Origin of the sequence: Lelliottia sp. 7254-16 (assembly GCF_002922995.1) — a bacterium.
GTDB lineage: Bacteria > Pseudomonadota > Gammaproteobacteria > Enterobacterales > Enterobacteriaceae > Enterobacter > Enterobacter jeotgali.
This window is the reverse complement of the sequence record NZ_PQVS01000006.1, coordinates 68,719-95,552: the sequence shown is the minus strand read 5'-3', so window position 1 is coordinate 95,552 and position 26,834 is coordinate 68,719. Positions and strand designations below refer to the sequence as shown.

Below are 26,834 nucleotides of genomic sequence, written 5' to 3'. Positions count from 1 at the left end.
GCCAGCATCTCTTTATGTTGATACATCAGTCCGTGACAAGACGGGCATAATAAATGAACGCCTTCCTCTGCGCAATTTTTATACAATCATCAGGACTGATTAAATTTAAACAAAGGTAACAGATAGCGCTCGGCCTCGTGCGTAATGGCATCGAAATGTTCCGGCGCCAGCGTTCTCCATAAACGCTGATACCAGACATCATCACCCTCTCCACGCACCATCATGTTCCCTTCGTACGCCTGTATAAACTTGCTGCGTGCTTTTTGCAGCGTGGCGTCATCCGTTAACATGGCATCATTCTGCGCGTCGTAACAGGTTTTTATCCATGCTCCCCCACTTTCTGGCAGCAACAGCAGTGGTTTGTTCATCCCCTGCCGATAGCCTTCAACGAACAGTTCCAGATACGTTAATGCCTGCTCAGAGGACATCTGCGGGAATCGCCATTCTCCGTCTTTACGCACAAACAAACGGCTTTCACCTTCGTAACCACACGCCATGTAGACAAGATGTTCGAGCCAGAGTTGCAAACCTTGTGAAACGCTGAGCATCGCTGGACGCCAGCGCAAAAGTCCATCCTGCTGCACCTGCTGTAACCAGCCCGTTAGCTGAATACCGTTGCATGTCAGATCGATTTCAAGACTCTTACCCGGCTGTCGGCACTCCACTACCCGGTCAGCCAGGGCCTGCATCTCCTGACACTGCATGTCCCAGGCGATTTCCCCAAATGCGCCGTAGGGTAGCTGCCCCGCAGCCCGATAGCGACGGAACAACGTTTGAGCGCTTTCCCCTTCGACCAGCGCATTGAGCAGCTGTTGATTGAGCTGATAGCGGTTTAGTCCATCGAGAGTGAAAGGTTCTGCATCCGGAATTTCACTCTCTTCTGAGCGGAAGCTCACCTGCAATCGCTGCTGGAAAAAAGCGCGTACTGGGTGCGCCCAAAACCGTTGCAACTGCTCAAAGGTGAGCATTTCGATCGGAAGAGGCTCAAGCTCCTGAATGAAATCCGTATGGGCTTGCCCCTCTTTCCTCGCGGCGGGGAGCCATTCACGCGCATAGCTTTGCTGTTCGTCGTCGACATAGTTGGTCGGATCGAACGGCATACGGCTGTGGAGATGCGTGATATGTTTTTTTACCCGCTGCTCGCTTTCATCGCAATTCCGCTCTTCATCACCGGGCAGATAGTGGCTTTGCCCAATGTAATCCACCAGCTCTTGCACCAGTACTGATGGGAAGCGCTCACTGTTATCCTGAATGGAATGCCCGATATAGCTGATATAAAGCTTTTGCTGGGCCGAGATAAGCGCCTCCAGGAAGAGGTAGCGGTCGTCGTCGCGTCGGCTACGATCGCCGCGCTTTGGCTGATGACTCATGAGATCGAAGCCCAGCGGCGCAAGGGCACGCGGATAAACGCCGTCATTCATCCCCAGCAGGCAAACCACCTTGAATGGAATCGAACGCATCGGCATTAAGGTACAAATATTGACAGGCCCCGCGAGGAAGCGCTGGCTAATACGTTCCTGGTCCAGGCGCTGCGTCAACTCATCGCGAAGCAGTGACAAGGGAATGGCTTCACCATAATGTGACGAAATGCCCTCATCAATAATCGCCTGCCATTGCTGCTCAATAAGCGCCATTGCGGCTTCAGTGTCTGTATCGGGCAGGAAAAAATCATTCAGCATTTCCCGGCACAACGGCTGCCACGCTTCCAGAGTGCGGGGTTGCATCAGCTCACGCCGCCAGCGGTTTAGCTGCATTAAGAGTGATGCCAGATGGCCGACCAGTTCGGCAATCAGCCCGGATGATTCATCGTAGGGCAGGACGTCGTTCCACTCTCCCTGATGACTTTCCATCGCATACCCGAGCAGCATACGCGTCAGGCCAAACTGCCAGGTGTGTTGACCGGTTGGCGGGAGTTCGAATTCCTGAACGTTGTCATCGTCGATACCCCAGCGAACGCCAGATTCATTCACCCACTGGCGCAGATAGCGCAGTCCTTCTTCATCGATATTAAAGCGGGCGGCCAGCACCGGGACATCCAGAAGCGCCAGTACGTCTTCAGAAATAAAGCGACTGTCCGGCAGAGCAAGAAGGCTGAGAAAGGCCTGCAAAGCTGGATGTGACTGGCGTGCCCGACGGTCAGAAACGGCGTACGGGAGGTAGCGATCGCCAGTGGCACTGCCGAATACGGCCTGAATAAACGGACTGTAGCTGTCGATATCCGCCACCATGACCACAATATCGCGCGGCGTCAGTTCAGGGCAGTCCTGCAGCATCGCCAGCAATTTGTCATGAAGTACTTCGACTTCGCGCTGCGGGCTGTGACATACATGCACGGTAACGCTGCGATCCTCAGGATCCAGTCGTCGTTTTTTGTCGCTGCGAGCAAATTCCTCAGCGGTTATTCCCGCGATGGCGCGATTATCAAGGTCGAGAATATCGAGCTGTACGTTGTGCAGCAGGCTGTCCGGCGTGATCTCTGCAAAAGCATCCACGTCGCCCTCGCCCGATGAGGAAATATCAGACAGCATGTGGATGTAGTCCCGGCCTAGTTTTCCCCAGGAGGCCAGTAGTGGATTCGGTAAGTCCTGGATACCTTCTTCGTCGAAAAGCTGCGCAGCATTATCGCTGTCTTTGAAAAGTGGGAAGGCGCGGTCTTCAAAGATCCGCCGTCTCTGGCGGGCAACAAGTCGCGCGAGCCATTTAGGGTCCTGAATATCGCCCCAGTAATGGCGACATGGGTTGGTAAACAGAATGTGGATATCGACGTGTTTCCCCAGTGCTTTTAGAGCATTCAGGTAAACCGGTGGTAAAGCTGAAATCCCGCAAATAAACACACGCGACGGCAACCCGGCAGGTGGTTCAGAGGCCGTTTCCAGCGTCGAGATAAAGCGCTCATACAGGTTGGCACGGTGCCACTGCGGTTGCCCCAGCTTTGCCGTATGCTCCACCAGCGCTTTCCACAGCGGTGCTTGCCAGATTTGCGCTTCAGGCAGGCCGTCTACAAGCGCTCCCGCTTCCCATCGTGTCAGCCAATCCGGGCGATAAACCAGATACTGGTCATAAAGGTCCGCAGTACGAGAAGCCAACTGGAACAGTTTGCGTTTATCCGTATCGTCGCTGAGGTAGTGGCGCAACATGGCAAACTCATCGCTCGCCAGCATATCTGGCAGCAGAGACATTAACTTCCAGCTCATGCTTTGTTTGTTAAATTCACTCTTTTTAGGGATTTCTGGCAGAACGCGGACAAACATTTCCCAGATGAAACTTGCCGGGAGTGGGAATTCGATATTTGCCGCAATACCGAACTTTTGCGCCAGGGACATTTGCAGCCACTGAGCCATACCCGTGCTTTGAACCAGCACCATTTCTGGCTCAAAGGGATCGGCTGGGTGTTCACGCTCGACGATAAATTCCATCAGCGCTTCCAGCACATCCAGACGATTTGAGTGATAGACCCTTAACATAAGCGCTCCCGACTACTGGCCAAGCGGGCAATGCAGGTTTGTCATCTGGCCCTGCCGCCCCAAAGGAGAAATAATTGTGACCGTGATGCTGACACATCCCGCCTGCGTTGTCTGCACCCGGTTTACCCGCCAGCCATCAGGTAATGCATCAGCCGACAATTGCGCCTGATTCCAGGCATAGTGCCATAGCTGCCGATACTGATTGAACACACTAAAACGCAGTGCCAGCGCCCGATGGTATCCGGACAGCGCAGTGATTATTATCACCAGCAGCATCATGGCTAATAGCACTTCCATCAGACTAAAACCCCTTTGGCGGACTAAGGAAGTTGACACAGCGCAGCCTCCTTCAGTGGGCAGAAGTCGCTCCAGCCGTGTGGGGAGAAAACCACTCTCCCCTCCAGGATGGCTCCACCACGCCATAACAAAAGCTCGCTGCTACCCGCGATCAGCAGAACGCGATTGTCTCCGAGTACTTTCAGGCAGACACGTCCTTGCAACGCCTGACGGCACTGGATGTCGGGTACTGTTGGCCAGAGTTGGTTCCGCCCCCACTCCAGCGCGGACTGTGTCATGGCATGTTGTAAAATTGACCGACGTTCACTGCTGACTATCCGAGCAAAGGCATCGAGCTGTTGATTAAGGCCGGTCAGAATCAGCGTGCCGATCACAAGCAGCAACAGGACCAGTGCAAGCGATGACATCCCAAGCTGGCGCTTCACAGGTTGAATCCCGTTACACGCCAGGTTGCCTGAAATGGCTCGTTGAGCCGGCCTGGTGTGGCCGCGGCCAGTTCGATATCTAGCTCAGGCGAGAAACCGGGATGCTCGGTTTTGCTTACTGAGAATCGTGTCACCCAGAGGCTTTCAGGCTCGGTCAGTTTTTCCCAGCCTTTGCCCTCGCAGCTTGTAGCCCCACGCTGAGTTTCAAGCGCCCCACCCTCCAGGCGAAACCCCGTTTGTTCGGCTTCTGACGAAGGCGTTGTTTCCCAGCGACCATTACTGTTGGCGTCCCATTGCACAATCACGCAACTTCCCTGCCTACCTATCGTCAGCGCCAGCCCCTGGCAAAGCCCGCTACAAAATCCGGCCCTTTGAAGTTGTTTACCTAAGGCATTGACTCTCAGCCAGACCTCCTCTTCCAGCCTTTGCTGTTGTCCCTGCATCAACATCGCGCGCTGTAATCCCGGCAGAAAACGCGCGGTGCTGAGCAGCAAAATACTGCTGATCGCCATAGCAATAAGCACCTCTGTTAGCGAGAAACCGCGCTGATTTAGCATGTTCCCTTCCCTGTGCTGTTGCACATCCTGATGCGCCCAGTGTTCGAAACGATAACGAGCCATTCCCCCGCCGGGCTTTTGATGCGTATTCGCCCAGGCCAGGCAGTATCTCGTAACCCATAAAACGCGAGCGAAGGCGTTAGCTCCGCAATGCTGACCTCCGGCCATTGCCGCTTGAGAACAAGATAATTGCCTGTCTGACAATCCGTGATTTTCGTCGTCAGCAGACACCAGCTTTCACCGTCATTTTTCACCATGATGAGATGCTCCCGGTTATGCCCATTGGCGTCATAGCGCAACTGTACGAGGTAATCCCGTATCTGGAGTGCGGTTTGCCAGAGGCGCTGCTGATGTTGCCAGCTTTGCCAGCCAGACAACCCTGTCGCGCTGAGAATAACGACAAGCGAAATTGCCACCAGGGTTTCGATGAGCGTAAAGCCGAGTTCTGTTTTCATGCCAGCAGTGTGGCGAGGCTGGCGAGAAAAAACGAATGGATAAATAGGAAGTTACGAGGCGCTTTCAGAGAAGTATTCTCCGTTGCATAACGTTGCAAATACGCTGGATAGAGGCTCGTAAAAGCTAAATTCAGGCAAAAAAAACCGGCGCTAAAAAGCACCGGCTGTGTGAGGATGGGTCTTATCAGATAGCGACAGGAGCTTTAATACCAGGATGCGGGTCGTAACCTTCAATCTCGAAATCGTCGAAGCGGTAGTCGAAAATGGATTCCGGCTTACGCTTGATAACCAGCTTCGGCAACGCACGCGGTTCGCGGGTCAGCTGAAGGTGCGTCTGTTCCATGTGATTGCTGTAAAGGTGGGTATCACCACCGGTCCAGACAAAATCACCGACCTCAAGATCGCACTGCTGCGCCATCATATGTACTAGTAGGGCGTAGCTGGCGATGTTGAACGGCAGACCGAGGAACACATCGCAAGAGCGCTGGTAAAGCTGGCAAGACAGCTTGCCGTCAGCCACATAGAACTGGAAGAAAGCATGGCAAGGCGCCAATGCCATTTTGTCCAGCTCGCCAACGTTCCAGGCTGAGACGATAATCCGACGCGAGTCGGGATCGTTTTTCAGCTGGTTCAATACCGTGGTGATTTGGTCGATATGACGGCCATCTGGCGTTGGCCACGCGCGCCATTGTTTTCCATACACCGGGCCCAGGTTGCCGTTTTCATCTGCCCATTCGTCCCAGATAGAGACGTTGTTTTCGTGCAGATACGCCACATTGGTATCACCTTGCAAGAACCAGAGCAGTTCATGAATGATCGAGCGCAAATGACAGCGCTTGGTTGTCACCAGTGGAAAACCTTCCTGCAGGTTAAAGCGCATCTGGTGGCCAAAAATGGAGAGCGTTCCGGTGCCGGTACGATCGTTTTTTGGCGTGCCCTCATCAAGCACTTTTTTCATCAGTTCAAGATACTGTTTCATGGTTCCTCAGGAAAGCTGTTGCTGTGGACGACGATATGCCCAAATCATCATGATGACACCCGCGACAATCATTGGGATAGAGAGAATCTGTCCCATGCTGATGTACTGTACCCATTCGCCGGTGAACTGCTGATCCGGCTGGCGGAAGAATTCAACGATGATACGGAACGCGCCATAGCCAATCAGGAACAGACCAGAGACTGACCCCATCGGACGCGGTTTGCGAATATAGAGATTCAGAATGATGAACAGTACAACGCCTTCCAGGGCCAGCTCATACAGCTGGGACATGTGGCGCGGCAGCGAGCCGTAGGTGTCGAAGATTGACTGCCATTCAGGGTGCGACGGTAGCAGCGCGATGTCTTCAGCACGTGAGTTCGGGAACAGCATCGTCCAGGAGACGCTCGGGTCCACACGGCCCCACAATTCACCGTTAATAAAGTTACCCAGACGCCCAGCGCCAAGGCCAAACGGGATCAGCGGAGCAATAAAATCAGCCACCTGGAAGAAGTTGCGTTTGGTGCGTTTGGCGAAAATCACCATCACCAGGATCACACCGATCAGGCCGCCGTGGAAGGACATGCCGCCGTCCCATACGCGGAACAGATAGAGTGGATCGTTTAAGAAGATTGGGAAGTTGTAGAACAGCACATAGCCGATACGCCCGCCAAGGAACACGCCGAGGAAGCCTGCATACAGCAAGTTTTCAACTTCGTTTTTGGTCCATCCGCTGCCCGGACGGCCGGCACGGCGGCCCGCAAGCCACATGGCAAAGATGAAGCCCACCAGGTACATAAGACCGTACCAGTGAAGTGCAACGGGACCAACTGAGAAAATGACCGGATCAAATTCCGGAAAATGCAGATAACCACTGTTCATCTGTCACCACAAGATGTTGTTATTCCGCTGAAAGTGGACAGCGAAAAAGAGACGCGCGCAGGGTTAACCAACGCTCCAAAGTTGCGAATCATAGCACAAGGCAGGCGCGGAGGTTGCGCCTCACTTGTAAAAGATTCGTATATGGAATGGGGCAAAACCTAGCGGCCACCACGGATTAAACCGCCCATACCGCGACGTTCCATAAACGCGGCAACCTGATGACGGACTTCCGTCGCCAACTGTGCCTCAAGGCTGCGTTTTGCCAGCTCCTGTGCATCTTCAATTTCGATATGACGCAGCAGGTATTTCACGCGCGCCACCGAGCGGCCATTCATCGACAAATGGCGGAAGCCAAGACCAATCAGGATTGCTACACACATGGAGTCCCCGGCCATTTCGCCGCACAGCCGCAGATCGATTCCATACAGTTCTGCGTCACGTGCAATCATCGCCAGCGCACGTAGCATGCCCGGATGGAGACTATCGTAAATACTCGCCACACGCGTGTTGTTGCGATCAACCGCCAGAATGTACTGCGTCAGGTCGTTGGTACCGACAGAGATGAAGTCCACGCGGGTTGCCAGCTGTGGCAGCATAAAGACCATCGAAGGGACTTCGAGCATCACGCCCAGACGCGGTTTTGGGATCGCATAACCAATCATTTCTTCCACTTCACGGCCAGCACGTTCGATGAGTCGACGCGCTTCGTCGATTTCGTCGAGGCTGGTGACCATCGGCAGGAGAATACTGAGATTGCCCGTGGCTGCATTCGCGCGCAGCATAGCGCGCACCTGTACCAGAAAAATCTCCGGCTGATCGAGCGTAATGCGGATCCCGCGCCAGCCCAGACATGGGTTTTCTTCGCTGATCGGCATGTACGGCAGCTGTTTATCCGCACCGACATCCAGTGTGCGCAAGGTGACGGGTTTGTCGTTAAACATCTGCAGCATCCCCTGATACTGCGCCACCTGCTCCTCCTCGGAAGGGAAGCCGCTTTGCAACATAAAAGGAATTTCAGTGCGGTACAAACCAATACCGTCGATGCGGCTACCGAGTTTCTCTTCGTGCGCCGGGCTCAGGCCCGCGTTGAGCATCACCTTAACTCGCTCGCCGCTTTTCAGCTGCGCAGGCAGGTCTACGTCATCTTCAGCAAGACGGCTGAGTTCGTTTTCTTCGCTAATTAACCGCTGATATTCCTGCAGAAGTACCGGTTCGGGATCGACCAGCAACTCGCCGCGATAACCATCCACCACCAGGGTGCGTCGTTGCAGGACTGAAGGCTGAATATCGGCCCCCATGACGGTAGGAATACCCAGCGCACGTACCATAATGGCCGCGTGAGAGTTGGCCGCACCGTCGCGTACCACCACGCCCGCCAGTCGGTCATGCGGCAGTTCAGCAAGTGTGGTGGCCGACAGTTCATCGGCGACCAATACAAAGCGTTTTGGCCAGGCATTTTCGCCCTGAATGGTATCGTCGAGATGGAACAGCAGACGCTGGCCCAGGCTGCGCAGATCGCCCGCGCGTTCCTTCAGATAACCATCAGTCAGGGCGGCAAACTGCTCGGCAAAGCGTTCGATAACCTTTTTGACGGCCCATTCAGCCACCGAACCTTTGTCCACTTCGGCAAAGAGCTCGCGACGTAAGCGGGCATCAGAGAGCAGATGCGAATACAGATCAAAAATCGCCGCCGTCTCTTTCTGCGCACCGGCAGCAAAACGCTTGCTGTAACGGCGGAACTCATTCGACGCCTCTTCCAGCGCGCTGGTTAAACGTTCGCGTTCAAGGGCTGCATCCAGCGTGGAGGCTTCGTAAACCTGCTCCATGAGCGGCAGCGTGGCGTCCATCCAGCCTTCGGCGATAGCGACACCCGGCGACGCAGGCAACGCACGGATACGCGTCTGACGATACTGACCGAACAGCGCCGCTAGCTGAGACTGGGAAAGGATTGCCGCCATTTGCGTGGCCAGCGTGACGAGGAACGACTCTTCGCTTTCATCGAACTGACGCAGTTCGCGCTGCTGAACCACCAGCACACCAAGAAGCTGACGGCGCTGAATGATCGGCACCCCCAGAAACGCGCGGAAACGCTCTTCTTTAACGGACGGGATGTATTTAAAGCTGGGGTGTTTTTGCGCATCGGCAAGGTTGATAGGTTCCGCAAGCCGTCCAACGAGGCCTACGATCCCTTCGTCAAACGCGAGCGCAACGGTGCGGCCACGCGGTTTTTTTAACCCACGGGTCGCCATCAGGTAATAACAGCGTCGATCGTGGTCGGCCAAATACACCGAACAAACTTCGGTTTCCATCGCAAGACAGATGTCGGTTACCAGAATATCCAGCGCCTCATTGAGGCGCGGAGCACTGGCAACCTTTTCGACTATTTCTCGCAAGCGGGTGAGCATGATTTGCGTTGCTTAACCTCTTTTACGTCGCCAGGCAGGTGTGCTTTGCGGTTTAGGAGGGGCCTCCTGAAACGCAATCACCACACTTGCAAATTCTTTCATCACCCTGCGGTAAACATCGCGCTTAAACGACACGACCTGACGAACGGGATACCAGTAGCTCACCCAGCGCCAGCCATCGAACTCTGGCGTACTGCTGGTTTGCATATTGATTTCCGAATCGTTGCTCACCAACTGCAGAAGAAACCATTTCTGTTTCTGGCCGATACAAACCGGCTTTGTGTCCCAACGCACCAAACGTTTCGGTAACTTGTAACGCAACCAGTTGCGGGTCGAAGCCAGGATGCGAACATCTTTTCGGCTTAAGCCGACTTCTTCGAACAGCTCCCGATACATCGCTTGTTCTGGGGACTCTCCAGGATTGATCCCGCCTTGCGGGAATTGCCAGGAGTGCTGACCATACCGTCTTGCCCACATAACCTGGCCCTGACGATTACAAATTACGATACCTACGTTCGGGCGGTAGCCATCGTCATCAATCACCGGACTACCTCAAACTAAACCTTATATATGATCGATTGTTTCATACTCCTGAGAGGCGGTAAACCACTCTCTTGCAGGCCTGTGAACGAATAACATTTGAATAACTCACAATTTTCACTCAAGTTATAAACAGACGACCTCGCCGGAAGGCCATTTTATTCACTTTTTCTGTGGATATCCTTGTGAAGAAGTATGGAATTACCGCTGGACAACATTTCTGGCTGATAATTGCCACCCAAAATAGAATAGCGACAACATGTTATATTTCATTGCATTAGACGCCAATTATTGTGCATTGCGTTCCATAACGTGATGATCATCACACAAGAGATCCTGACACTGATGAAAGATCGAGCAGCGTCGGTTTTATCCACAGATTGTGCCAATAACTTAGACACAAATTGTGTGAAAATTCGATTTTCGCCGCGCGTCAAGGCTGTAAATCGAAACAGTAGTGGGGGTTATTCCCAGTTATCCCACTTTTCTGTGGATAACATGGTGTAAGATCCTGTTCATTGTCAGTGACCAGTTTTGAACAACCTTATTTACCTGTTCTCAGACATGCGCAGATTCGTCCTAAAAAACTCTATAAATCATTGACCTGCCATAACGGCGCAGAAATAGTTAAACTCTATCCACAAGGTCTGTTTTTACAGTTCATTTTTTAATCAAAGGCTTATATTTATGCTTTCGCTGGTCCCTCTCACCTCTCCACCCGCGACTGAAGAGCAATTGTTGCAGCAGGCGCAGTGCGTCGCGGGGTATTCACTCGGAGAACTGGCCGCGATGGCTGGCTTGCCCATACCGAAGGATCTTAAACGGGATAAGGGCTGGATCGGCGTACTTCTGGAACGCTGGCTGGGCGCGAGTGCAGGCAGTAAACCCGAGCAGGATTTTGCCGCGCTGGGCGTTGAGCTAAAGACCATTCCCATTGATGGCCAGGGTAAACCGCTGGAAACCACTTTTGTTTGCGTCGCCCCATTAACCGGTAATACCGGCGTAACCTGGGAAACGAGCCACGTGCGGCACAAACTCAAGCGCGTTTTATGGGTGCCGATTGAAGGCGAAAGAAGCATTCCTCTTGCAGAACGTCGTGTAGGTTCACCGCTGCTATGGAGCCCTGACGAAGAGGAAGAACGGCAGCTTTCGCAGGACTGGGAGGAATTAATGGATATGATCGTGCTTGGGCAAGTGGAGCGCATTACTGCACGCCACGGCGAAGTGATGCAGTTACGCCCAAAAGCGGCCAACAGCAAGGCGCTGACGGAGGCGATCGGCGCGCATGGCGAACCCATCCTTACACTGCCACGCGGCTTTTATTTGAAAAAGAACTTTACCGGCGCATTGCTGGCTCGCCACTTTTTGCTGAAAACCTCTTTTTAGGCGAAGTTTGAACTGAATCAAACATAATCCACTGCTATTTAAGATTTTACTGCTTCCCCCTAACGAATTCTCGGGTTATTACTACACTATGATGTGATACGAGCCAGGTGAGGATGATAACGATGAAAAAATGGGCAGTGATAATCTCAGCGGTCGGTTTAGCGTTTGCTGTTTCAGGTTGTAGTAGCGATTACGTCATGGCGACAAAAGATGGTCGAATGATACTGACTGACGGCAAACCCGAAGTCGATGACGATACCGGACTGGTCAGCTACAGCGATCAGCAGGGTAATAAAATGCAAATTAATCGCGACGAAGTTTCGCAAATTATCGAAAGATAAACAGATAAAGGTCAGTCGCTTACTGGCCTTTTTGATTTTTCTCTTCCCCTTTTGCTTCCCCTCTGCCATGTTTATATTCCTTTGTCGGGAAGTTCCTGACGCCTCCATTTTTTACAGTAAAGGAAACCGGCTATGCATTATCACCGTATCCCCCACAGCACTCTGGAGATAAGCCAACTGGGGTTAGGCACGATGACATTCGGTGAACAAAACAGCGAAGCCGATGCCCATGCGCAACTTGATTACGCCATCAGCCAGGGAATCAACCTGATTGACGTGGCAGAAATGTATCCCGTGCCACCGCGCCCGGAAACTCAGGGCCTGACCGAAACCTACGTTGGTAACTGGCTGGCAAAAAGCGGCAACCGCGAAAAACTCGTTTTGGCATCGAAAGTCAGCGGCCCGTCGCGTAATAACGACGCGGGCATTCGCCCGAATCAGATTCTGGATCGCAAAAATATTCGTGCCGCACTGGATGCCAGCCTGCAGCGTCTACAAACTGATTATCTCGATTTATACCAGGTTCACTGGCCGCAGCGCCCGACTAACTGCTTTGGCAAGCTTGGCTATACCTGGAGCGACAGCGCGCCAGTGGTGACGCTGCTTGAAACGCTGGAAGCCCTGACCGAATGCCAGCGCGCCGGTAAAATTCGCTACATTGGCGTCTCAAACGAAACGGCATTTGGCGTGATGCGCTATTTGCATCTGGCAGATAAACACGATCTGCCGCGCATTGTGACCATTCAAAACCCCTACAGCCTGGTTAACCGCAGCTATGAAGTTGGCCTGGCCGAAGTCACTCAGTATGAAGGTGTCGAGCTGCTGGCTTATTCCTGCCTGGGCTTTGGCACGCTGACTGGCAAATACCTCAACGGTGCTAAACCGGCGGGTGCGCGTAATACGCTGTTTAGCCGCTTTACCCGTTACAGCGGCGAGCAGACGCAGAAAGCCGTCGCGGCATATGTCGATATTGCAAAACGTCACGGCCTGGACCCTGCGCAGATGGCATTAGCCTTTGTGCGTCGTCAACCTTTCGTAGCCAGCACTCTTCTGGGCGCGACGACAATGGAGCAGTTGAAGACCAACGTTGAAAGCTTCCATCTGGAGTTAAGCGAAGAGGTGTTAGCGGAGATTGAAGCGGTGCATCAGGTTTATACCTATCCGGCACCGTAATACGCAGTCATGCCCGGTGGCGCTACGCTTACCGGGCCTACGATGCGTGAATGTTTTGATTTTGTAGGCCGGGTAAGGCAAAGCCACCACCCGGCAATTCGTTACCGGCGACGCTGCCAGAGCCATAGCCCGGCAATCGCCAGCGCAAACAGCGTACCGAATCCCACGCCAATACCCACCACCGGCAGCCCCGCTTTGACCGCCAGCGAGTAAAGCCCCAGCATGAGCAACATGGCGGTGTTTTCACCGAGATTCTGCACCGCAATCGCGTTACCCGCGCCCACTGTCTGTTTGCCACGCTCCTGCAGAAGGGCGTTCAACGGCACGACGAAGAAACCACCCAGCATACCAATCAGGATCAGCAGCACGTAAGCCGGTAGCAGCGCATGTTGCAGGGAGAAGAACAGCACGCCGACGCCTATCAAAATGCCTGCGGGCATACAGCGCGCGACGGTTTCAAGCGTGACCAGCTTCGCCGCCGCACCCGCCCCGACCACAATACCCACAGCCACCATCGCATTCAGATACGTTGGCGTAGCATTATCGGTAATTCCCAGCGCCGTTGGCACCCACAGCACCAGCAGGAAGCGCAGCGTCACGCCAGCCCCCCAGAACATGCTGGTCCCCATCAGCGAGAAACGCGTTTCGCCGTTACGCCACAGCACGCGGCAGGCATTGAAGAAGCTGGCCGTCATAGGCGTAAAGCGCCAGGATTGCCCCGGACGAGCCACTGGCAGCGTAGGGATAAACAGGTTTGCCACCACCGCGCCCGCGTACACCAGCGCGCACACGCCGAGCGCTGCCAGCACATGCCAGTCTGCCAACACGCCGCCCGCAACGGAACCTAAGAGAATCGCCGCAATGGTCGAGGATTCCATCAGACCGTTGGCTTTCACCAGCTTGTCGCCAGTGGTCAGCTCGCCCAGAATCCCGTACTTCGCCGGGGAATAAGCTGCCGCGCCGATCCCCACCAGTGTGTAGCCAATAAACGGGTTAAAGCCAAAACAGATACTCGCCGCGCCCAGCAGTTTGAGGCTGTTGGCAAACATCATCACCCGACCTTTCGGGAAACTGTCCGCCACCTGCCCAACAAACGGCGCGAAAATGATGTAAGCGCCCACAAACACCATTTGCAGGATCGGCTGACTCCAGTCCGGGTAGAACTCGGCTTTCAGCAGCGCCAGCGTGGCAAACAGCAACGCGTTATCACCAAACGCCGACAGGAACTGGGCGCTGGTCACCGCCATCATGCCCTTCGACCACAGGGAAGTGTTAGTGTGTACTGACTCACGCATTATGCTGTTCCGCCTCATCAACCATGCCTTTCAGCGCGACAAAATCGGGTTTACCGCTGCCCAGCACCGGCAACTGTTTCAGATAACGAATATCGCGCGGCACGGCCAACTCTGGAATGCCATGCTCACGAGCATAGTGCAGAAGGTGTTCGCGTTTGAGATCGCTGTCGGTGGTAAAGAGCACCAGCGCTTCACCTTTGCTGGCATCACTCTTGATCGCCGTGGCATGCATTTTGTCAGCCGAGACCGCCGTCGCCAGCTGTTCCACCATTTCCAGCGAAACCATCTCCCCGGCAATTTTGGCAAAGCGTTTAGCTCGCCCTTTGATTTGTACAAAGCCCTGCTCATCAAAACGCACGATATCGCCGGTGTCATACCAGCCAGTTTCCACTTCGCCCTGCGCATTCTCCGCCGTCGGTGCTTCGAGCACGCCGGGTTTTTCCACCCGCAGATAGCCGTTCATCACGTTCGGCCCTTTGAGCTGTAAACGACCGCCGTCTTCAATACCCGGCACCGCCAGCAGGCGTGCATCCATCCCCGGCAAAATGCGCCCGACCGTATTGGGCTTCGCGGCCATCGGTACGTTAATCGACACCACAGGCGCACACTCCGTTACGCCGTAGCCCTCAAGAATGCGCAGACCAAATTTGTCTTGCCAGATTTGTCGGGTGCTATCCTGCAGTTTTTCCGCCCCCGCCACCACGTAACGCACGCGGAAGAAATCATAGGAATTAGCGAAGCGCGCGTAGTTGCCAAGGAAGGTTGACGTCCCGAAAAGCACCGTACAGTTGCGGTCATAGACCAGCTCCGGCACGATGCGATAGTGCAGCGGGCTGGGATAAAGGAACACTTCCGCGCCCGTAAACAGCGGCGTGAACAGTCCGACCGTCAGGCCGAAAGAGTGGAAAAGCGGCAGCGCCGACATAAAGCGGTCGTTAGCGGTGAAGTCCGCAATGGTTTTGATCTGCTCGACGTTTGCCAGAATGCTTTTATGAGAATGGACAACGCCCTTCGGATGGCCTTCAGAGCCCGAGGTGAACAAAATAATGGCCGCATCTTCCGGCTGTTGTTTCACCTGCGCCAGATACGGCGCCAGCAGATGGGCAAAAATCCACAGCTTATCGGCGAGGGTGACGTCAGCTTTCAGATCTTCCAGGAATACCCAACGCACCTGCTTGAGCTGTTCTGGCAGATGCCAGAGCTTGCCCTTATCGAGGAACTTGCGCGAGGTGAAAATCGTTTTGATCTCAGCCGCCGTTATCGCACTGGTCAGCCCTTTGACGCCCGCCGTGTAGTTCATCATCGCCGGGATTCGCCCGCGCGAAACGGCCCCGAAAATTACCGCCGCGCTGATCCCTGCGTTAGGTAACATCAGACCAATTTTTTCCCCCTGCTGGCTATATTTTTCCAGAATACGGCCAACAAACAGCGTCTTGGTCAGCAGCTTGCGGTAGGTGTCCGGGATAAAGTTGATGTCTTCGACGCAGTTTTTCTTCGCGCCAAAACGATCCTGCGCAGAGAGCAACGCTTCATATAAGGTTTCGCGTGGGCGCACGGCCATACGCGCTTCCATCATGATTTGATGGAGCATTTCACCCGCCATTTTACGGCGATCCCGCGCACGCGGTGCTTCAGGCATCGGCAGCGTTGTCGGCGGCAAAATATGTAGCGTGATTTGCGGGAACAGGCGTTGTTTCACCAGTCCTTTGAGGCGGCTGAAATACGTCAGCTCTGCGCCTTCGATGCGTAGCGGCACCACAGTAGCTTTGGATTTTGCCGCGACAAAACCCGCGCCGTCGTAGATTTTCATCAGCGAGCCGGTCACGGTGAGACGTCCTTCAGGGAAAATAACGACCGGACGCCCCTGCTCAATCAGGCGCACCAGATGTTTGATCATCATCGGTTTGGTAGGATCGAGCGGAACAAAATCAATCAGCGGCGCAAGGACTCGCATAAACCACTTCTGGCTAATCGAGCTGTAGACCGCAAATACCGGGCGACCCGGCAGGAAAAGCGCCAGTAAAACGCCGTCGATAAAGGAAACATGGTTTGGGGTAATGAGCACACGCTCGCCGTTCAGTGACTGAGTGTCACCGGTCAGGCGGACGCGAAAGAAGATACGAAACAAGGTGCGGAAGAACCCGAATAGCATTTCAACTCCCTTTGCCTGTTAATTTTTAGGGTTACGCTAAATTGTGGCAGATTACACGAGAAGTGCAGGCGGGAGGAGTGATAGCGTATTTCAGGCGAAAAAAAACCTGCGCATCCGCGCAGGCTGGTGCAAGAGATGAGTACGAAACCGTACTAAGAATTCTCACCAATCAATACCTCTGGGATCTTGATTGTGGCTGCTGGCTACCCGCTTCGCCAGTGGGAAAACGCAAGCGATTGAGCCTAAGTGCAACCAGGTGTGAATATTCTCGATTGCTGTTACAGATTGAAGTTACAGACAAAAAAAACCTGCGTATGGACGCAGGTTGGTGTAATTCGTGTTAATCAACCGGAGCTGATTTCACCTATCAATACCTCTGGGATCTCGACTGTAGCAATCTGTTCACATTCTCCACCAGCGGACAATCGCAACAGCCTGCCGCAAAGTGTAACTAAAGGTTCAATTTGACATTATTCTGACACGCTTCTTCGTGTAACGATTACACTGATTTCCCATGTTCTGCGTCACGTTTGCGAAGGGCTTTCGGCGGCTGCCCTTGAACACGCCTCGCTTTTCCGCAACACTGTTGTGTGTGTAACCGCTTACCCCTAAAAGAAGGTATTAAATGGCGACAATTAAGGATGTGGCCCGTCTGTCTGGTGTTTCTGTAGCGACCGTTTCTCGCGTCATTAACAATTCACCGAAAGCCAGCGACGCTTCCCGTCAGGCCGTGCAGAGTGCAATGGAAACTCTGAACTATCATCCCAACGCCAACGCGCGCGCACTGGCGCAACAATCGACTGAAACCGTCGGGTTAGTGGTCGGCGACGTTTCTGACCCCTTTTTCGGGGCGATGGTAAAAGCAGTAGAACAGGTGGCGTACCAGACCGGTAATTTTTTGCTGATTGGCAATGGCTACCACAACGAACAAAAAGAGCGTCAGGCCATTGAACAGCTGATCCGTCATCGCTGTGCGGCGCTGGTGGTTCACGCAAAAGTGCTGCCCGATGAAGAACTGCTGCATCTGATGAAGCAAATCCCCGGCATGGTGTTGATTAACCGCATAATTCCTGGCTATGAAAAACGCTGTGTGGCCCTTGACGATCGCTACGGTGCCTGGCTTGCCACGCGACATCTGATTCAGCAGGGCCATACGCGCATTGGCTACCTGTGTTCAAACCATCAGATTTCCGACGCCGAAGACAGGCTGCGCGGCTATTACGACGCCCTGCGTGAAAGCGGCCTGCCGTGCAACGATCGTCTGGTGACGTACGGTGAGCCGGACGAGAGCGGCGGCGAGCAAGCGATGACGGAATTACTAGGACGTGGACGTAATTTTACTGCCGTGGCTTGTTATAACGACTCGATGGCCGCTGGTGCAATGGGTGTGCTTAACGATAATGGCATCGACGTACCGGCCGAAATTTCATTGATTGGCTTTGATGATGTACTGGTGGCTCGCTACGTGCGCCCGCGCCTGACCACCGTGCGATATCCTATCGTAACAATGGCGACGCAGGCTGCCGAACTGGCGCTAGCGCTCGCCGACAAACGTCCACCGCCGGATATCACTCATCTGTTCAGCCCAACGCTGGTCCGCCGTCACTCGGTAGTGACACCTGCGGAGTCGGTCAGCGAATAGCGATACAGATGGACGGTTTTATTCGGGTATTCCAGCGCATCGCCGATGTACTGCCAGCCATAGCGTTCGTAAAAGTCGCGGCAGGCGGACCAGAGATGTAGCTCGGAATATCCGGCTTTCGCGGCGTACGCCATCACATGTTCCTGCAATTGCCCGGCCAGACCTTTTCCGCGCGCGGCAACGTCTACGTAGAGCGCGGCCAGCCACGGGAACAGATCCTGACGCGTTATCAAATCACAGCGCCATAATCCCACAGTTCCTCGCAGCTGTTCGCCGTCGACCGCCACAAACGTCAGCGGCAACGCGTCCGGTTTTTGGCTGTGCTCGATGACGCTGGCAAAAAACTCACGCGGTAATCCGTCGCCAAACTCTTGCCACAGCCAGTCGATGACGCGCTCAGCGTGATGGGGAACGGTATAAAGCGGAAGGATTTTCACACCAGTTTCCCCTGAAAGAGAGGAACCGATTCAAAAAGATAGCCGTCGAAATCGGGCGCATCTTCGTCGGACAATTCCAGCAGACTTTTTTTGACGTTTTCCAGGTGCTGGAACATAGCCTGCCACGCGCCCATCACGTCACGGCGACGCAGGGCTGCCAGAATGGTCTGACGATCGCCGAGCCATTTCAGGCGATACGCCCGGCTGGCGATATGAACGTTAAATTGCTGCCACAGCGGGCTGCTGTCCATGTGATGCCAGACGCTCTCAACGGTCGCCAGCAGCATCTGATTTTGCGTCGCCCCGGCCAGCACCAGATGGAACATCTTGTTGTTATCCTGGCTGTTATCGTCAGCGGCAATCGCGCGTTGTTCCTGCTCGATGATGCGGCGCAGGTTGTCGATATCCGCGCGGGTCGCCATTTTCGCGGCAAAGGCCGCAATGTTGCTTTCGAGCAGCTGGCGCGCCTGCAAAATTTCAAACGGGCCGACGTCGCTGTTTAAGAAGCGCTCCTCCTCGTTTTCGTGCTCTTCCGGGATACGCATCACGTACACGCCGGACCCCTGGCGAATATCCACGGTGCCCTGCAACTCCAGCATGAGTAAGGCTTCACGCACAATGGTGCGGCTGACGCCGTAAGTCTCGGCAATATTGCGCTCAGGCGGTAGACGTGATCCCACAGGATAGTGACCTTCGATGATTTGCGTGCGCAGATCATCGCCAATTTCCTGATACTGTTTTTTCTCTGGCGGAACGACGGCCTTCTCCACGATTTCACCTGTACTGACGGTTAAGTTGACGCGCGGGCCGGGCATCCTCCCGGCCAGTTTTGCGGCTATTTTACCAGACTCAGCTTCGTTATAAGCCTATTTCCATTCATCATCGACGGTGAGCGTCAATGTCCGTTCATCGCGCAGCTGGCGGAACCACGTGGCCGATTTTTTTGCTTTGCGAGCGCGGTTATCAGCCAAATCGATTTCAATTAAGCCGTAACGATTTTTAAAGGCGTTCATCGGTGAGACGTTGTCGGTAAACGCCCACAGCATGTAGCCGTGGCAGTTCGCCCCCTCTTCGCGTGCCAGCAGCGTGTAGTAAAGGTGCTCGCTGATAAAATTGATCCGGTAATCGTCGGCAATCACGCCGTCGTTGCCCCTGAACTGCCCTTCGTTTTCCACGCCCATCCCACTCTCCGCCACAAACCACGGGATGTTGCGATACTCATTTTTGATGCGCATCGCCATGTCGTAAATAATCTTAGGGTAGATTTCCCAGCCGCGTGAGGCGTTCATTTTACGCCCCGGCAGCTCGAACGGTTCGTAGTAGTACGCCGGATGGAAAGGCGTTTGTGGGTGCCAGGCCCGCGACGGGGCTTTTACGCGATGCGGGTAATAAAGGTTAATCCCCAGCTCGTCGACGGTGTTGTCGGCAATCAGCGCCAGCTCTTCCGCGCTGTATTCCCACGCAACATTATGCTGCTCCAGCAAGGTAAACAACTCTTGCGGATAGCGCCCGTGGACCAGCGGGTCAAGGAATACGCGGTTGTAGAACAGATCGTAAATCTCGGCAGCACGCACATCGTGCGGGGCCTTCGAGCGCGGATAGGTCACTTCAGGATTAAGAATGCAGCCCACCGTCCCCCGGTAGCCTTTCTCGTGGAACAGCTTCACCACTTTCGCCGTTGCCAGCACTTTGTGATGGTTCCACTGCATCCAGGTGCCGGTGTTTTGCTCGTACGGCCAGCGCAGGGCGTCGAGATAGACGCGCGTTTGCACCACAATCGGCTCGTTGAAGGTGAACCAGCGCGTAACTTTGCCGTGGTAGCGTGCGAACACCTTTTCGGCGTAGCGCACAAACAGTTCGACCACCTGCTTTGAGGCCCAGCCGCCGTAAGTTTCCAGTAACTCGCCCGGCAGCTCGTAGTGTTCCAGGCAGATCATTGGCTCAATGCCCTGACGGTGCATTTCGTCGAACAGCGCGTCGTAGTAAGCCGCGTATTCTTCATCGACGGTGACGTTTTCGTAATCGATTAAAAACCGAGACCAGTTGATGGAAGTGCGGTAATGCGTCAGCCCGGCTTGTTTCATCAGCGCCACGTCTTCGCGAAAGCGGTTGATAAAATCGGTCGCCACCGCCGGGCCATAGCCGTTATGCCAGACGTGGCGATCGTTTTTGTACCAGAGATCGATCCACGAATCCTGGCCCTCTTTTTTGCCGCTCCAGCCTTCCGTTTGCCAGGCCGATGCGGCAGCACCCAGAATAAAATCCTGCGGTATCGTAATCTGTTTTGTGCTCATAACGTCCTCACGCGTTGTTGGTCGCCTGTTGACTTTGTGCCAGCAGGGCCGCTTGTTCCGCGCGACGTGAGGCGATCCTCACAAACGGCAGATAAATGAGAATGGCGGTAATAATACAAATCCCCTGGGTGATCACCGCGCCCATCGAGCCCGCCGTCGAGAGCCAGGCGTTAATCAGCGGCGGCGTGGTCCACGGCACCATCACTACCGCTTTTCCGGCAAAACCGGTCACCGTAGCGAAATAACCAATCGAGCCAGTCACCAGCGGGGTGATGATGAACGGGATCGCCAGAATCGGGTTGAGCATGATTGGCATACCGAAGATCACCGGCTCGTTGATGTTGAACAGCCCCGGCCCGATGGAGAGCTTGGCGATCTCGCGCATCTCTTTACGTTTGGTGCCGATCATCACCGCAATCAGCAGGCCAATCGTCAAACCCGATCCGCCAATGCTCATATACACATCCCAGAACGGCATGGTGATGATGTTGGGGATCTCCTTCCCCTGCTCGAAGGCGCTCATGTTGACGGTGATCGCGCCGAGCAGCAGCGGCTCGCGGATCGGTTTGATCATCTGATTACCGTGGATGCCGATCACCCAGAAAAGTTGGGCGACGAACATCAGCAGCAGAATACCCGGCAGGCTCTGCACCACGCGCTCCAGCGGTTGTTGCACCACCTGATAAACCGCGTCATACAGGTACATGCCGGTCAGCTGATGGAAGATAAAACCGAAAGTTGCGATGGCGGTGGTGGTAATAATCGCCGGGATCAGCGCCGAGAACGATGCGGCAACGTTGGGCGGCACCGTATCGGGCATTTTGATTTTCAGCCCAGGGCGGTTTTCCAGCCAGCAGTAAATCTCAACGGACAGAATGGCGATGAACATGCCGAGGAACAGGCTGCGGGTGTCCGAGAACTGGCGCAGCAGCACGTCTTTCACCACGTGCATCTGCCCGTCGACCATCATTTCTACGGTGGTGGGTGTGACGCAGATAAAACAGATCACCGCCAGCAGGCCGGGAAACAGCGATTTGATGCCGTTGATTCGCCCTAGCTCAATACCAATCAAAAACACCGCGCCGATGTTAAGGAAGTTCAGCGTGGCGTAGTTGATCGCGCCGGTGATCGGCTTTAGCGCGGCCAGAAACGACAGCGATTGAAAGCTGGCGAGACCGTTTTTCGGGTCCAGCACCATGTTGGAAATCAACACCGAGAACGCGCCTACGATGATGACCGGCATTAAGGTAATGAAGGCGGATTTAATCGCCATGATGTAGCGATAGCTGTTGAATTTGGTGGCGAAACTGCCCAGAGAGTCGATCAGTTTTTCCTGTAATGCCATAAGGTCATACCTCAGTAAAGGGGCTTTTATAGCGAGAATAAGGTGTACAGCCGGATACGATTGGCATACCAAAAATAGCTTCACGTCGTTCCAGGTTCTGTGATTGAACTCTCAATGCAGCCAGAGGTATTCCAAATCATGATTTTTCACCACTTTGGTATGCCACTTACCCCGTTTTATGCTGAACCGTGATCCCGACAGGGATTTTCCGCGTCCCGCCTCGCTTATGCGCCTGAGGGTCTGTGATAAACTGCGGGCGATTACGTGAATGCAGGAATGTCTAATGGCAACAATGCTGGATGTCTCATTACGCGCGGGCGTGTCGAAAGCCACCGTGTCGCGCGTGCTGAATGGCACAGGTCAGGTCAAAGAGAGTACGCGTCAGCAGGTGTTTAACGCGATGGAAGAGCTGGGCTATCGCCCGAATTTTCTCGCGCAATCGCTGGCGAATCAGACCAGCAACAGCATTGGTCTGGTGGTGTCGACGTTTGACGGTTTTTACTTCGGTCGTCTGCTACAACAGGCCTCGCGCCAGACCGAAACGCACGGCAAACAGCTGATTGTGACCGATGGGCACGACGCGCCCGAGCGCGAAGAGCAGGCGGTGCAAATGCTGGCTGACAGGCAGTGCGACGCCATCGTGCTGTACACGCGCTATATGAGTGAGAAGGCGATCATGAAGCTGATCAACAGTGTGAAAATGCCGCTGGTGGTGATTAACCGTGATGTCAGCCTGGCGCGTGACCGCTGTGTGTTCTTCGAACAGCAGGACTCCGCGTTTAAAGCCGTGGATTATCTGGTCAGCCAGGGCCATCGGGAGATCGCCTGTATTACGGTCCCGATTCATACGCCAACGGGCAAAGCACGCCTGATGGGTTATCGTCAGGCGCTGGAGAAACACGGCATTGCCTGGGACGATCGACGGGTGAAGTATGGTGATGCAGGGATGACGCGGGGTTATGAACTGTGCAATGAACTGCTTCGCGAGAAAGTTCCTTTTACCGCCCTGTTTGCCTGTAACGATGATATGGCGCTCGGATCGTCCAAAGCGCTGCATCAGGCCGGGCTGCATATTCCGCAGGATATTTCGCTGTTTGGTTTTGACGATGCGCCGAGCGCGAAATGGCTGGAGCCCGCCCTCTCCACCGTCTATTTGCCGATCGACAATATGATCGTGACGGCTATCGATCAGGCAGTTCGGCTGGCAAACCACCAGCCGATCGAGACGATCCCGCCATTTACCGGCACGCTGATGCTGCGCGATTCGGTAACGACAGGTCCGTATTACACCTCAAAATAGCTCGAGTGCGAGCAGTTCCTGAATGGTCTGGCGACGACGAATCAGTCGCGCCACGCCATTATCAAACAGCACTTCTGGCAGCAGCGGACGGCTATTGTAGTTCGATGACATTGACGCACCGTAAGCGCCCGTATCGTGCAGCACCAGATAATCACCCGGTTGAACGTCAGGCAGCGCGCGGGTTTCCACTTTGCCGCCCTCCTGCTGAGTAAACACATCACCCGATTCGCACAGCGGCCCGGCCACCACGGTTTCAACCAGCGGAGCCTGCGTCAGGTCGCGACCATCCGCCGCCAGCGCGGTAATGTGGTGATAGCTACCGTACATGGCCGGTCGCATCAGATCGTTAAATCCGGCGTCCACCAGCACGAAGTGGCGGCTACCCATCTCTTTCACGCTACGCACCTGCGTCACCAGCACGCCGGACTCTGCCACCAGGAATCGTCCCGGTTCGATTTCCAGTTTGACCGCATGGCCCAGATGAGCGGCAATTTTATCGCGCGCCGCGCTCCACAGACCGTAATAGTGATCGGTGTCGATTGCCTCTTCTCCTGGGCGGTACGGAATCGACAAACCGCCACCGGCGGAGATCGCCTCCAGATCCTGACCGAATTCGACAACCTGACGCACCATCGCGCCGCACACCTGCTCAAGATGGCCATAATCGACGCCGGAGCCGATGTGCATGTGAATGCCCACCAGCGTCAGGTTGTAGCGTTGTAAAACTTCAAGAGCCGCAGGCAGATCGGCATACCAGATGCCGTGTTTGCTGTTTTCACCGCCGGTGTTGGTTTTCTGGCTATGACCATGACCAAACCCAGGATTCACGCGCAGCCACACGCGATGGCCCGGCGAGACTTGTCCCAGCTGTTCCAGCATATCCACGGAGCCAGCATTCACCGGAATTTTCAGCTCATGCACGCGAGAAAGCGTCGCGCTATCAATCATATCGGCGGTAAAGACAATCGCGTCACCGTCAGTCTTCGGGTCATACCCTGCCGCCAGCGCGCGTTCGATTTCCCCCAGCGAAACGGAATCCACTTTGACGCCCTGCTCGCGCATCAGGCGCAGAATATGAATATTCGAACATGCCTTTTGCGCAAAGCGCACCACGTCAAACTGATGCAAGGCCGCAATTTTTTCACGCACGATCTGCGCGTCGTAAACCCAGACCGGGCAACCAAACTCGGCGGGCAAGCGCAGTAAGTTCTCGGCATTCAAATCGGTATCGGTGCTGTTCAGCGGGCGTGGCATGGTTTTCTCCGGGTGACGTCATTTTTTAACATTACGCCACAGCACGAAGAGAATAAAAAATATCGTTTTATCGAGAGTCTATGCAAAAATGATATGGATTGAAGTTAAAAAACAGGTGCCCTATGCCCGCCGTTAACCTACGCCATATCGAGATTTTTCACGCGGTGATGACTACCGGTAATCTGACCGAAGCTGCGCAGATGCTTCACACCTCACAGCCGACGGTCAGCCGTGAGTTGGCCCGCTTTGAGAAAGTGCTTGGTTTAACGCTGTTTGAGCGCACGCGCGGAAGACTGCATCCAACGGTACAAGGATTGCGGTTGTTCGAGGAAGTTCAGCGCTCGTGGTACGGCCTGGATCGCATCGTCAGCGCGGCCGAGAGTTTGCGGGAATTTCGCCAGGGCGAGCTGTCGATTGTCTGCCTGCCGGTATTTTCGCAGTCACTTCTGCCGCAACTGATTCAGCCGTTTCTCGCCCGCTATCCCGACGTCAACCTCACCATTGTGCCGCAGGAATCGCCCTTGCTCGAAGAGTGGCTCTCGGCGCAGCGTCACGATTTAGGGCTGACCGAAACGCTGGCGACGCCTGCCGGGACGGAGCGCACCGAATTGCTGTCGCTGGATGAAGTCTGCGTCTTACCGGAAGGCCACCGTCTCGCCAGTAAAAGTGTGCTGACACCTGCGGATTTTCATGGCGAAAACTATATTAGCCTGTCGCAAACTGACAGCTATCGGCAGCTTCTGGATACGCTGTTCCTGGAACATCAGGTGAAACGCCGGATGGTGGTCGAGACCCACAGCGCGGCGTCCATCTGCGCGATGGTGCGCGCAGGCGTGGGGATTGCGGTGGTAAACCCGCTCACGGCGCTGGACTACTCGGGTAGCGGGATCGTTATCCGCCGCTTCAGTATTTCTGTCCCTTTCACCGTGAGCCTGATTCGCCCGCTGCATCGCCCGGTCTCAGCGCTGGTTCAGGCGTTTACGGAACATCTGGTGGCCCATTCTCATCAGCTGGCGCAGCGCTTGCCGGAGCAGGAAAACTAACGCCTCACGACAGCATAAATTCGACCGCGTCGGTGGCATGGATCGCCGTGGTATCGAACACCGGGAGCGCACTTTCATTGGCCGGAACCAGCAGGCCAATCTCCGTGCAGCCGAAGATCACCCCTTCCGCGCCCTGTTTCGCCAGCTTGTCGATCACGCTGAGATAATAGTGGCGCGAGGCATCGCTGAACGTCCCAAGGCACAGTTCTTCAAAGATAATCTGGTTGATGCGCGCCCGGTCCGTTTCATCAGGAGTCAGGCTTTCAATACCGAACTGCGATTCAAGACGGCCACGATAGAAATCTTGCTCCATTGTGTAGCGTGTACCCAGCAGCGCGACGCGTTTCATTCCGCTGGCAGTTATCGCTCGCCCGGTGGCATCAGCGATGTGCAGGAACGGCAGCGAGCAGCTTTCCTCAATCTGTGACGCCACTTTGTGCATAGTGTTGGTACAGAGCAGAATACCTTCCGCCCCCGCTCGCGCCAGCCCCAGCGCCGCCTGCGCCAGAATTTCACCCGCTTTGTCCCATTCACCGCTGGCCTGGCAGGCCTCGATTTCGTGGAAATCCACGCTATGCAGTAAAAGGCTGGCGGAATGCAGGCCGCCGAGACGTTGTTTGATGCCTTCATTAATCAGGCGATAATAAGGAATCGTGGATTCCCAGCTCATTCCGCCCAGCAGACCGATCGTTTTCATTTTTTCTCCTTTTCTCGTCCCCCAGTGAAGCAAACTTGTGATCCTGTTTCCAGTTATTTGGCTTGCCGTTTCCTTTTTACCCTTCGTGATATAAATTAATTAAAACAATGTTTCACTATAAGGACGGAACAACGATGTTTATTTTCCACAAAGAGACGCGGCTTGAGGATCTGGGCAATGGCGTGACGCGTCGTATTCTGGCGCACGACGGCAAAATGATGGCGGTAGAAGTTAACTTTGAACAGGGCGCGATCGGCCCGATGCACAACCACCCGCACGAACAGCTGACCTACGTCCTGTCCGGCGAATTTGAATTTACGATTGGCGATGAGAAACACGTAGTAACGGCAGGAGACACGCTTTACAAAGAGCCACACGTGATGCACGGCTGCGTGTGCCTGAAGCCAGGTACGCTGTTGGATACATTTACGCCGGTGCGTGAAGATTTTTTGAAGTCATGAGTTGAAATAAAAA

Annotated in this window: 24 protein-coding genes and 1 pseudogene; 8 read left to right on the top strand and 17 right to left on the bottom strand. The window is 54.5% G+C overall.

Annotation, left to right across the window (positions count from 1 at the left end; all coding sequences use genetic code 11):
• Positions 1–89 precede the first annotated feature (89 nt).
• The 9 genes from recC to rppH form a co-directional block, all read right to left on the bottom strand.
• Complete coding sequence (recC, locus tag C3708_RS10520) at positions 90–3,464, bottom strand: exodeoxyribonuclease V subunit gamma (protein ID WP_103949217.1); 3,375 nt, start codon at positions 3,462–3,464, stop codon at positions 90–92.
• Positions 3,465–3,476: 12 nt separating this feature from the next.
• A complete protein-coding gene (locus C3708_RS10515) occupies positions 3,477–3,800 on the bottom strand; it encodes a prepilin-type N-terminal cleavage/methylation domain-containing protein (protein ID WP_103949216.1) in 324 nt (107 codons plus the stop codon).
• A complete protein-coding gene (locus C3708_RS10510) occupies positions 3,785–4,186 on the bottom strand; it encodes a DUF2509 family protein (protein WP_103949215.1) in 402 nt (133 codons plus the stop codon). The genes C3708_RS10515 and C3708_RS10510 overlap by 16 nt, the downstream gene beginning before the upstream one ends.
• Complete coding sequence (locus tag C3708_RS10505; protein WP_103949214.1) at positions 4,183–4,743, bottom strand: prepilin peptidase-dependent protein; 561 nt, start codon at positions 4,741–4,743, stop codon at positions 4,183–4,185. The genes C3708_RS10510 and C3708_RS10505 overlap by 4 nt, the downstream gene beginning before the upstream one ends.
• Positions 4,737–5,198, bottom strand: coding sequence for a prepilin peptidase-dependent protein (locus C3708_RS10500; RefSeq protein WP_103949213.1), 462 nt, complete (start codon positions 5,196–5,198; stop codon positions 4,737–4,739). The genes C3708_RS10505 and C3708_RS10500 overlap by 7 nt, the downstream gene beginning before the upstream one ends.
• 184 nt (positions 5,199–5,382) lie before the next feature.
• On the bottom strand, positions 5,383–6,177 hold the full coding sequence (thyA, locus tag C3708_RS10495; RefSeq protein WP_095283207.1) for a thymidylate synthase: 795 nt from the start codon (positions 6,175–6,177) through the stop codon (positions 5,383–5,385).
• 6 nt (positions 6,178–6,183) lie between these two features.
• On the bottom strand, positions 6,184–7,056 hold the full coding sequence (gene lgt, locus C3708_RS10490; RefSeq protein ID WP_095283208.1) for a prolipoprotein diacylglyceryl transferase: 873 nt from the start codon (positions 7,054–7,056) through the stop codon (positions 6,184–6,186).
• A 158-nt stretch (positions 7,057–7,214) separates the two neighbouring features.
• Positions 7,215–9,461 (bottom strand): phosphoenolpyruvate--protein phosphotransferase, encoded by a 2,247-nt coding sequence (ptsP, locus tag C3708_RS10485; RefSeq protein WP_095283209.1) that lies wholly within the window; start codon positions 9,459–9,461, stop codon positions 7,215–7,217.
• A gap of 12 nt (positions 9,462–9,473) precedes the next feature.
• On the bottom strand, positions 9,474–10,004 hold the full coding sequence (gene rppH / locus C3708_RS10480; protein WP_095283210.1) for an RNA pyrophosphohydrolase: 531 nt from the start codon (positions 10,002–10,004) through the stop codon (positions 9,474–9,476).
• A 454-nt stretch (positions 10,005–10,458) separates the two neighbouring features.
• Between rppH and C3708_RS23895 the strand changes: the two are divergent.
• The 4 genes and pseudogenes from C3708_RS23895 to C3708_RS10460 form a co-directional block, all read left to right on the top strand.
• Positions 10,459–10,536: pseudogene (locus tag C3708_RS23895) on the top strand (hypothetical protein); the annotation flags it as partial.
• A 152-nt stretch (positions 10,537–10,688) separates the two neighbouring features.
• Entirely contained in the window at positions 10,689–11,387 is a 699-nt protein-coding gene (mutH, locus tag C3708_RS10470) for a DNA mismatch repair endonuclease MutH (protein ID WP_095283211.1), read from the top strand.
• Positions 11,388–11,509: 122 nt separating this feature from the next.
• Positions 11,510–11,728, top strand: coding sequence for a YgdI/YgdR family lipoprotein (locus C3708_RS10465; RefSeq protein WP_095283212.1), 219 nt, complete (start codon positions 11,510–11,512; stop codon positions 11,726–11,728).
• A gap of 132 nt (positions 11,729–11,860) precedes the next feature.
• Complete coding sequence (locus C3708_RS10460; RefSeq protein WP_095283213.1) at positions 11,861–12,901, top strand: NADP(H)-dependent aldo-keto reductase; 1,041 nt, start codon at positions 11,861–11,863, stop codon at positions 12,899–12,901.
• A 101-nt stretch (positions 12,902–13,002) separates the two neighbouring features.
• Here C3708_RS10460 and lplT read toward each other — a convergent pair whose 3' ends face one another.
• Positions 13,003–14,196 (bottom strand): lysophospholipid transporter LplT, encoded by a 1,194-nt coding sequence (lplT, locus tag C3708_RS10455; protein ID WP_095283214.1) that lies wholly within the window; start codon positions 14,194–14,196, stop codon positions 13,003–13,005.
• Entirely contained in the window at positions 14,189–16,348 is a 2,160-nt protein-coding gene (aas, locus tag C3708_RS10450; RefSeq protein WP_103949212.1) for a bifunctional acyl-ACP--phospholipid O-acyltransferase/long-chain-fatty-acid--ACP ligase, read from the bottom strand. Before aas ends, lplT begins: the two co-directional genes overlap by 8 nt.
• 625 nt (positions 16,349–16,973) lie before the next feature.
• Between aas and galR the strand changes: the two genes are divergently transcribed.
• A complete protein-coding gene (galR, locus tag C3708_RS10445; RefSeq protein WP_103949211.1) occupies positions 16,974–17,990 on the top strand; it encodes an HTH-type transcriptional regulator GalR in 1,017 nt (338 codons plus the stop codon).
• On the opposite strand, the gene C3708_RS10440 is transcribed toward galR, so the two are convergent.
• The 4 genes from C3708_RS10440 to C3708_RS10425 all read right to left on the bottom strand — a co-directional run bounded on the left by C3708_RS10440 (position 17,951) and on the right by C3708_RS10425 (position 22,066).
• The gene (locus C3708_RS10440; protein ID WP_103949210.1) at positions 17,951–18,427 is read right to left on the bottom strand and encodes a GNAT family N-acetyltransferase; all 477 of its coding nucleotides are present in this window, start codon (positions 18,425–18,427) and stop codon (positions 17,951–17,953) included. The two genes, galR and C3708_RS10440, sit on opposite strands and share 40 nt — an antisense overlap.
• The gene (locus C3708_RS10435; RefSeq protein ID WP_095284369.1) at positions 18,424–19,197 is read right to left on the bottom strand and encodes a GntR family transcriptional regulator; all 774 of its coding nucleotides are present in this window, start codon (positions 19,195–19,197) and stop codon (positions 18,424–18,426) included. The genes C3708_RS10440 and C3708_RS10435 overlap by 4 nt, the downstream gene beginning before the upstream one ends.
• Before the next feature lie 96 nt (positions 19,198–19,293).
• Positions 19,294–20,721: a glycoside hydrolase family 1 protein gene (locus tag C3708_RS10430; protein ID WP_103949209.1), complete on the bottom strand. Its 1,428-nt coding sequence runs from the start codon at positions 20,719–20,721 to the stop codon at positions 19,294–19,296.
• A gap of 7 nt (positions 20,722–20,728) precedes the next feature.
• The gene (locus C3708_RS10425; RefSeq protein ID WP_095283219.1) at positions 20,729–22,066 is read right to left on the bottom strand and encodes a PTS sugar transporter subunit IIC; all 1,338 of its coding nucleotides are present in this window, start codon (positions 22,064–22,066) and stop codon (positions 20,729–20,731) included.
• Positions 22,067–22,349: 283 nt separating this feature from the next.
• Between C3708_RS10425 and C3708_RS10420 the strand changes: the two genes are divergently transcribed.
• Entirely contained in the window at positions 22,350–23,366 is a 1,017-nt protein-coding gene (locus C3708_RS10420) for a LacI family DNA-binding transcriptional regulator (RefSeq protein ID WP_095283220.1), read from the top strand.
• Here C3708_RS10420 and lysA read toward each other — a convergent pair.
• Complete coding sequence (lysA, locus tag C3708_RS10415) at positions 23,358–24,620, bottom strand: diaminopimelate decarboxylase (protein WP_095283221.1); 1,263 nt, start codon at positions 24,618–24,620, stop codon at positions 23,358–23,360. The genes C3708_RS10420 and lysA overlap by 9 nt on opposite strands.
• A gap of 122 nt (positions 24,621–24,742) precedes the next feature.
• Between lysA and C3708_RS10410 the strand changes: the two genes are divergently transcribed.
• Positions 24,743–25,663, top strand: a complete 921-nt coding sequence (locus tag C3708_RS10410) for a LysR family transcriptional regulator (RefSeq protein ID WP_095283222.1) — start codon at positions 24,743–24,745, stop codon at positions 25,661–25,663.
• Between the two features lie 4 nt (positions 25,664–25,667).
• Here C3708_RS10410 and C3708_RS10405 read toward each other — a convergent pair whose 3' ends face one another.
• Positions 25,668–26,360, bottom strand: a complete 693-nt coding sequence (locus tag C3708_RS10405; RefSeq protein ID WP_095283223.1) for an aspartate/glutamate racemase — start codon at positions 26,358–26,360, stop codon at positions 25,668–25,670.
• Between the two features lie 134 nt (positions 26,361–26,494).
• Between C3708_RS10405 and C3708_RS10400 the strand changes: the two genes are divergently transcribed.
• On the top strand, positions 26,495–26,821 hold the full coding sequence (locus C3708_RS10400) for a cupin domain-containing protein (protein ID WP_095283224.1): 327 nt from the start codon (positions 26,495–26,497) through the stop codon (positions 26,819–26,821).
• Positions 26,822–26,834 lie beyond the last annotated feature (13 nt).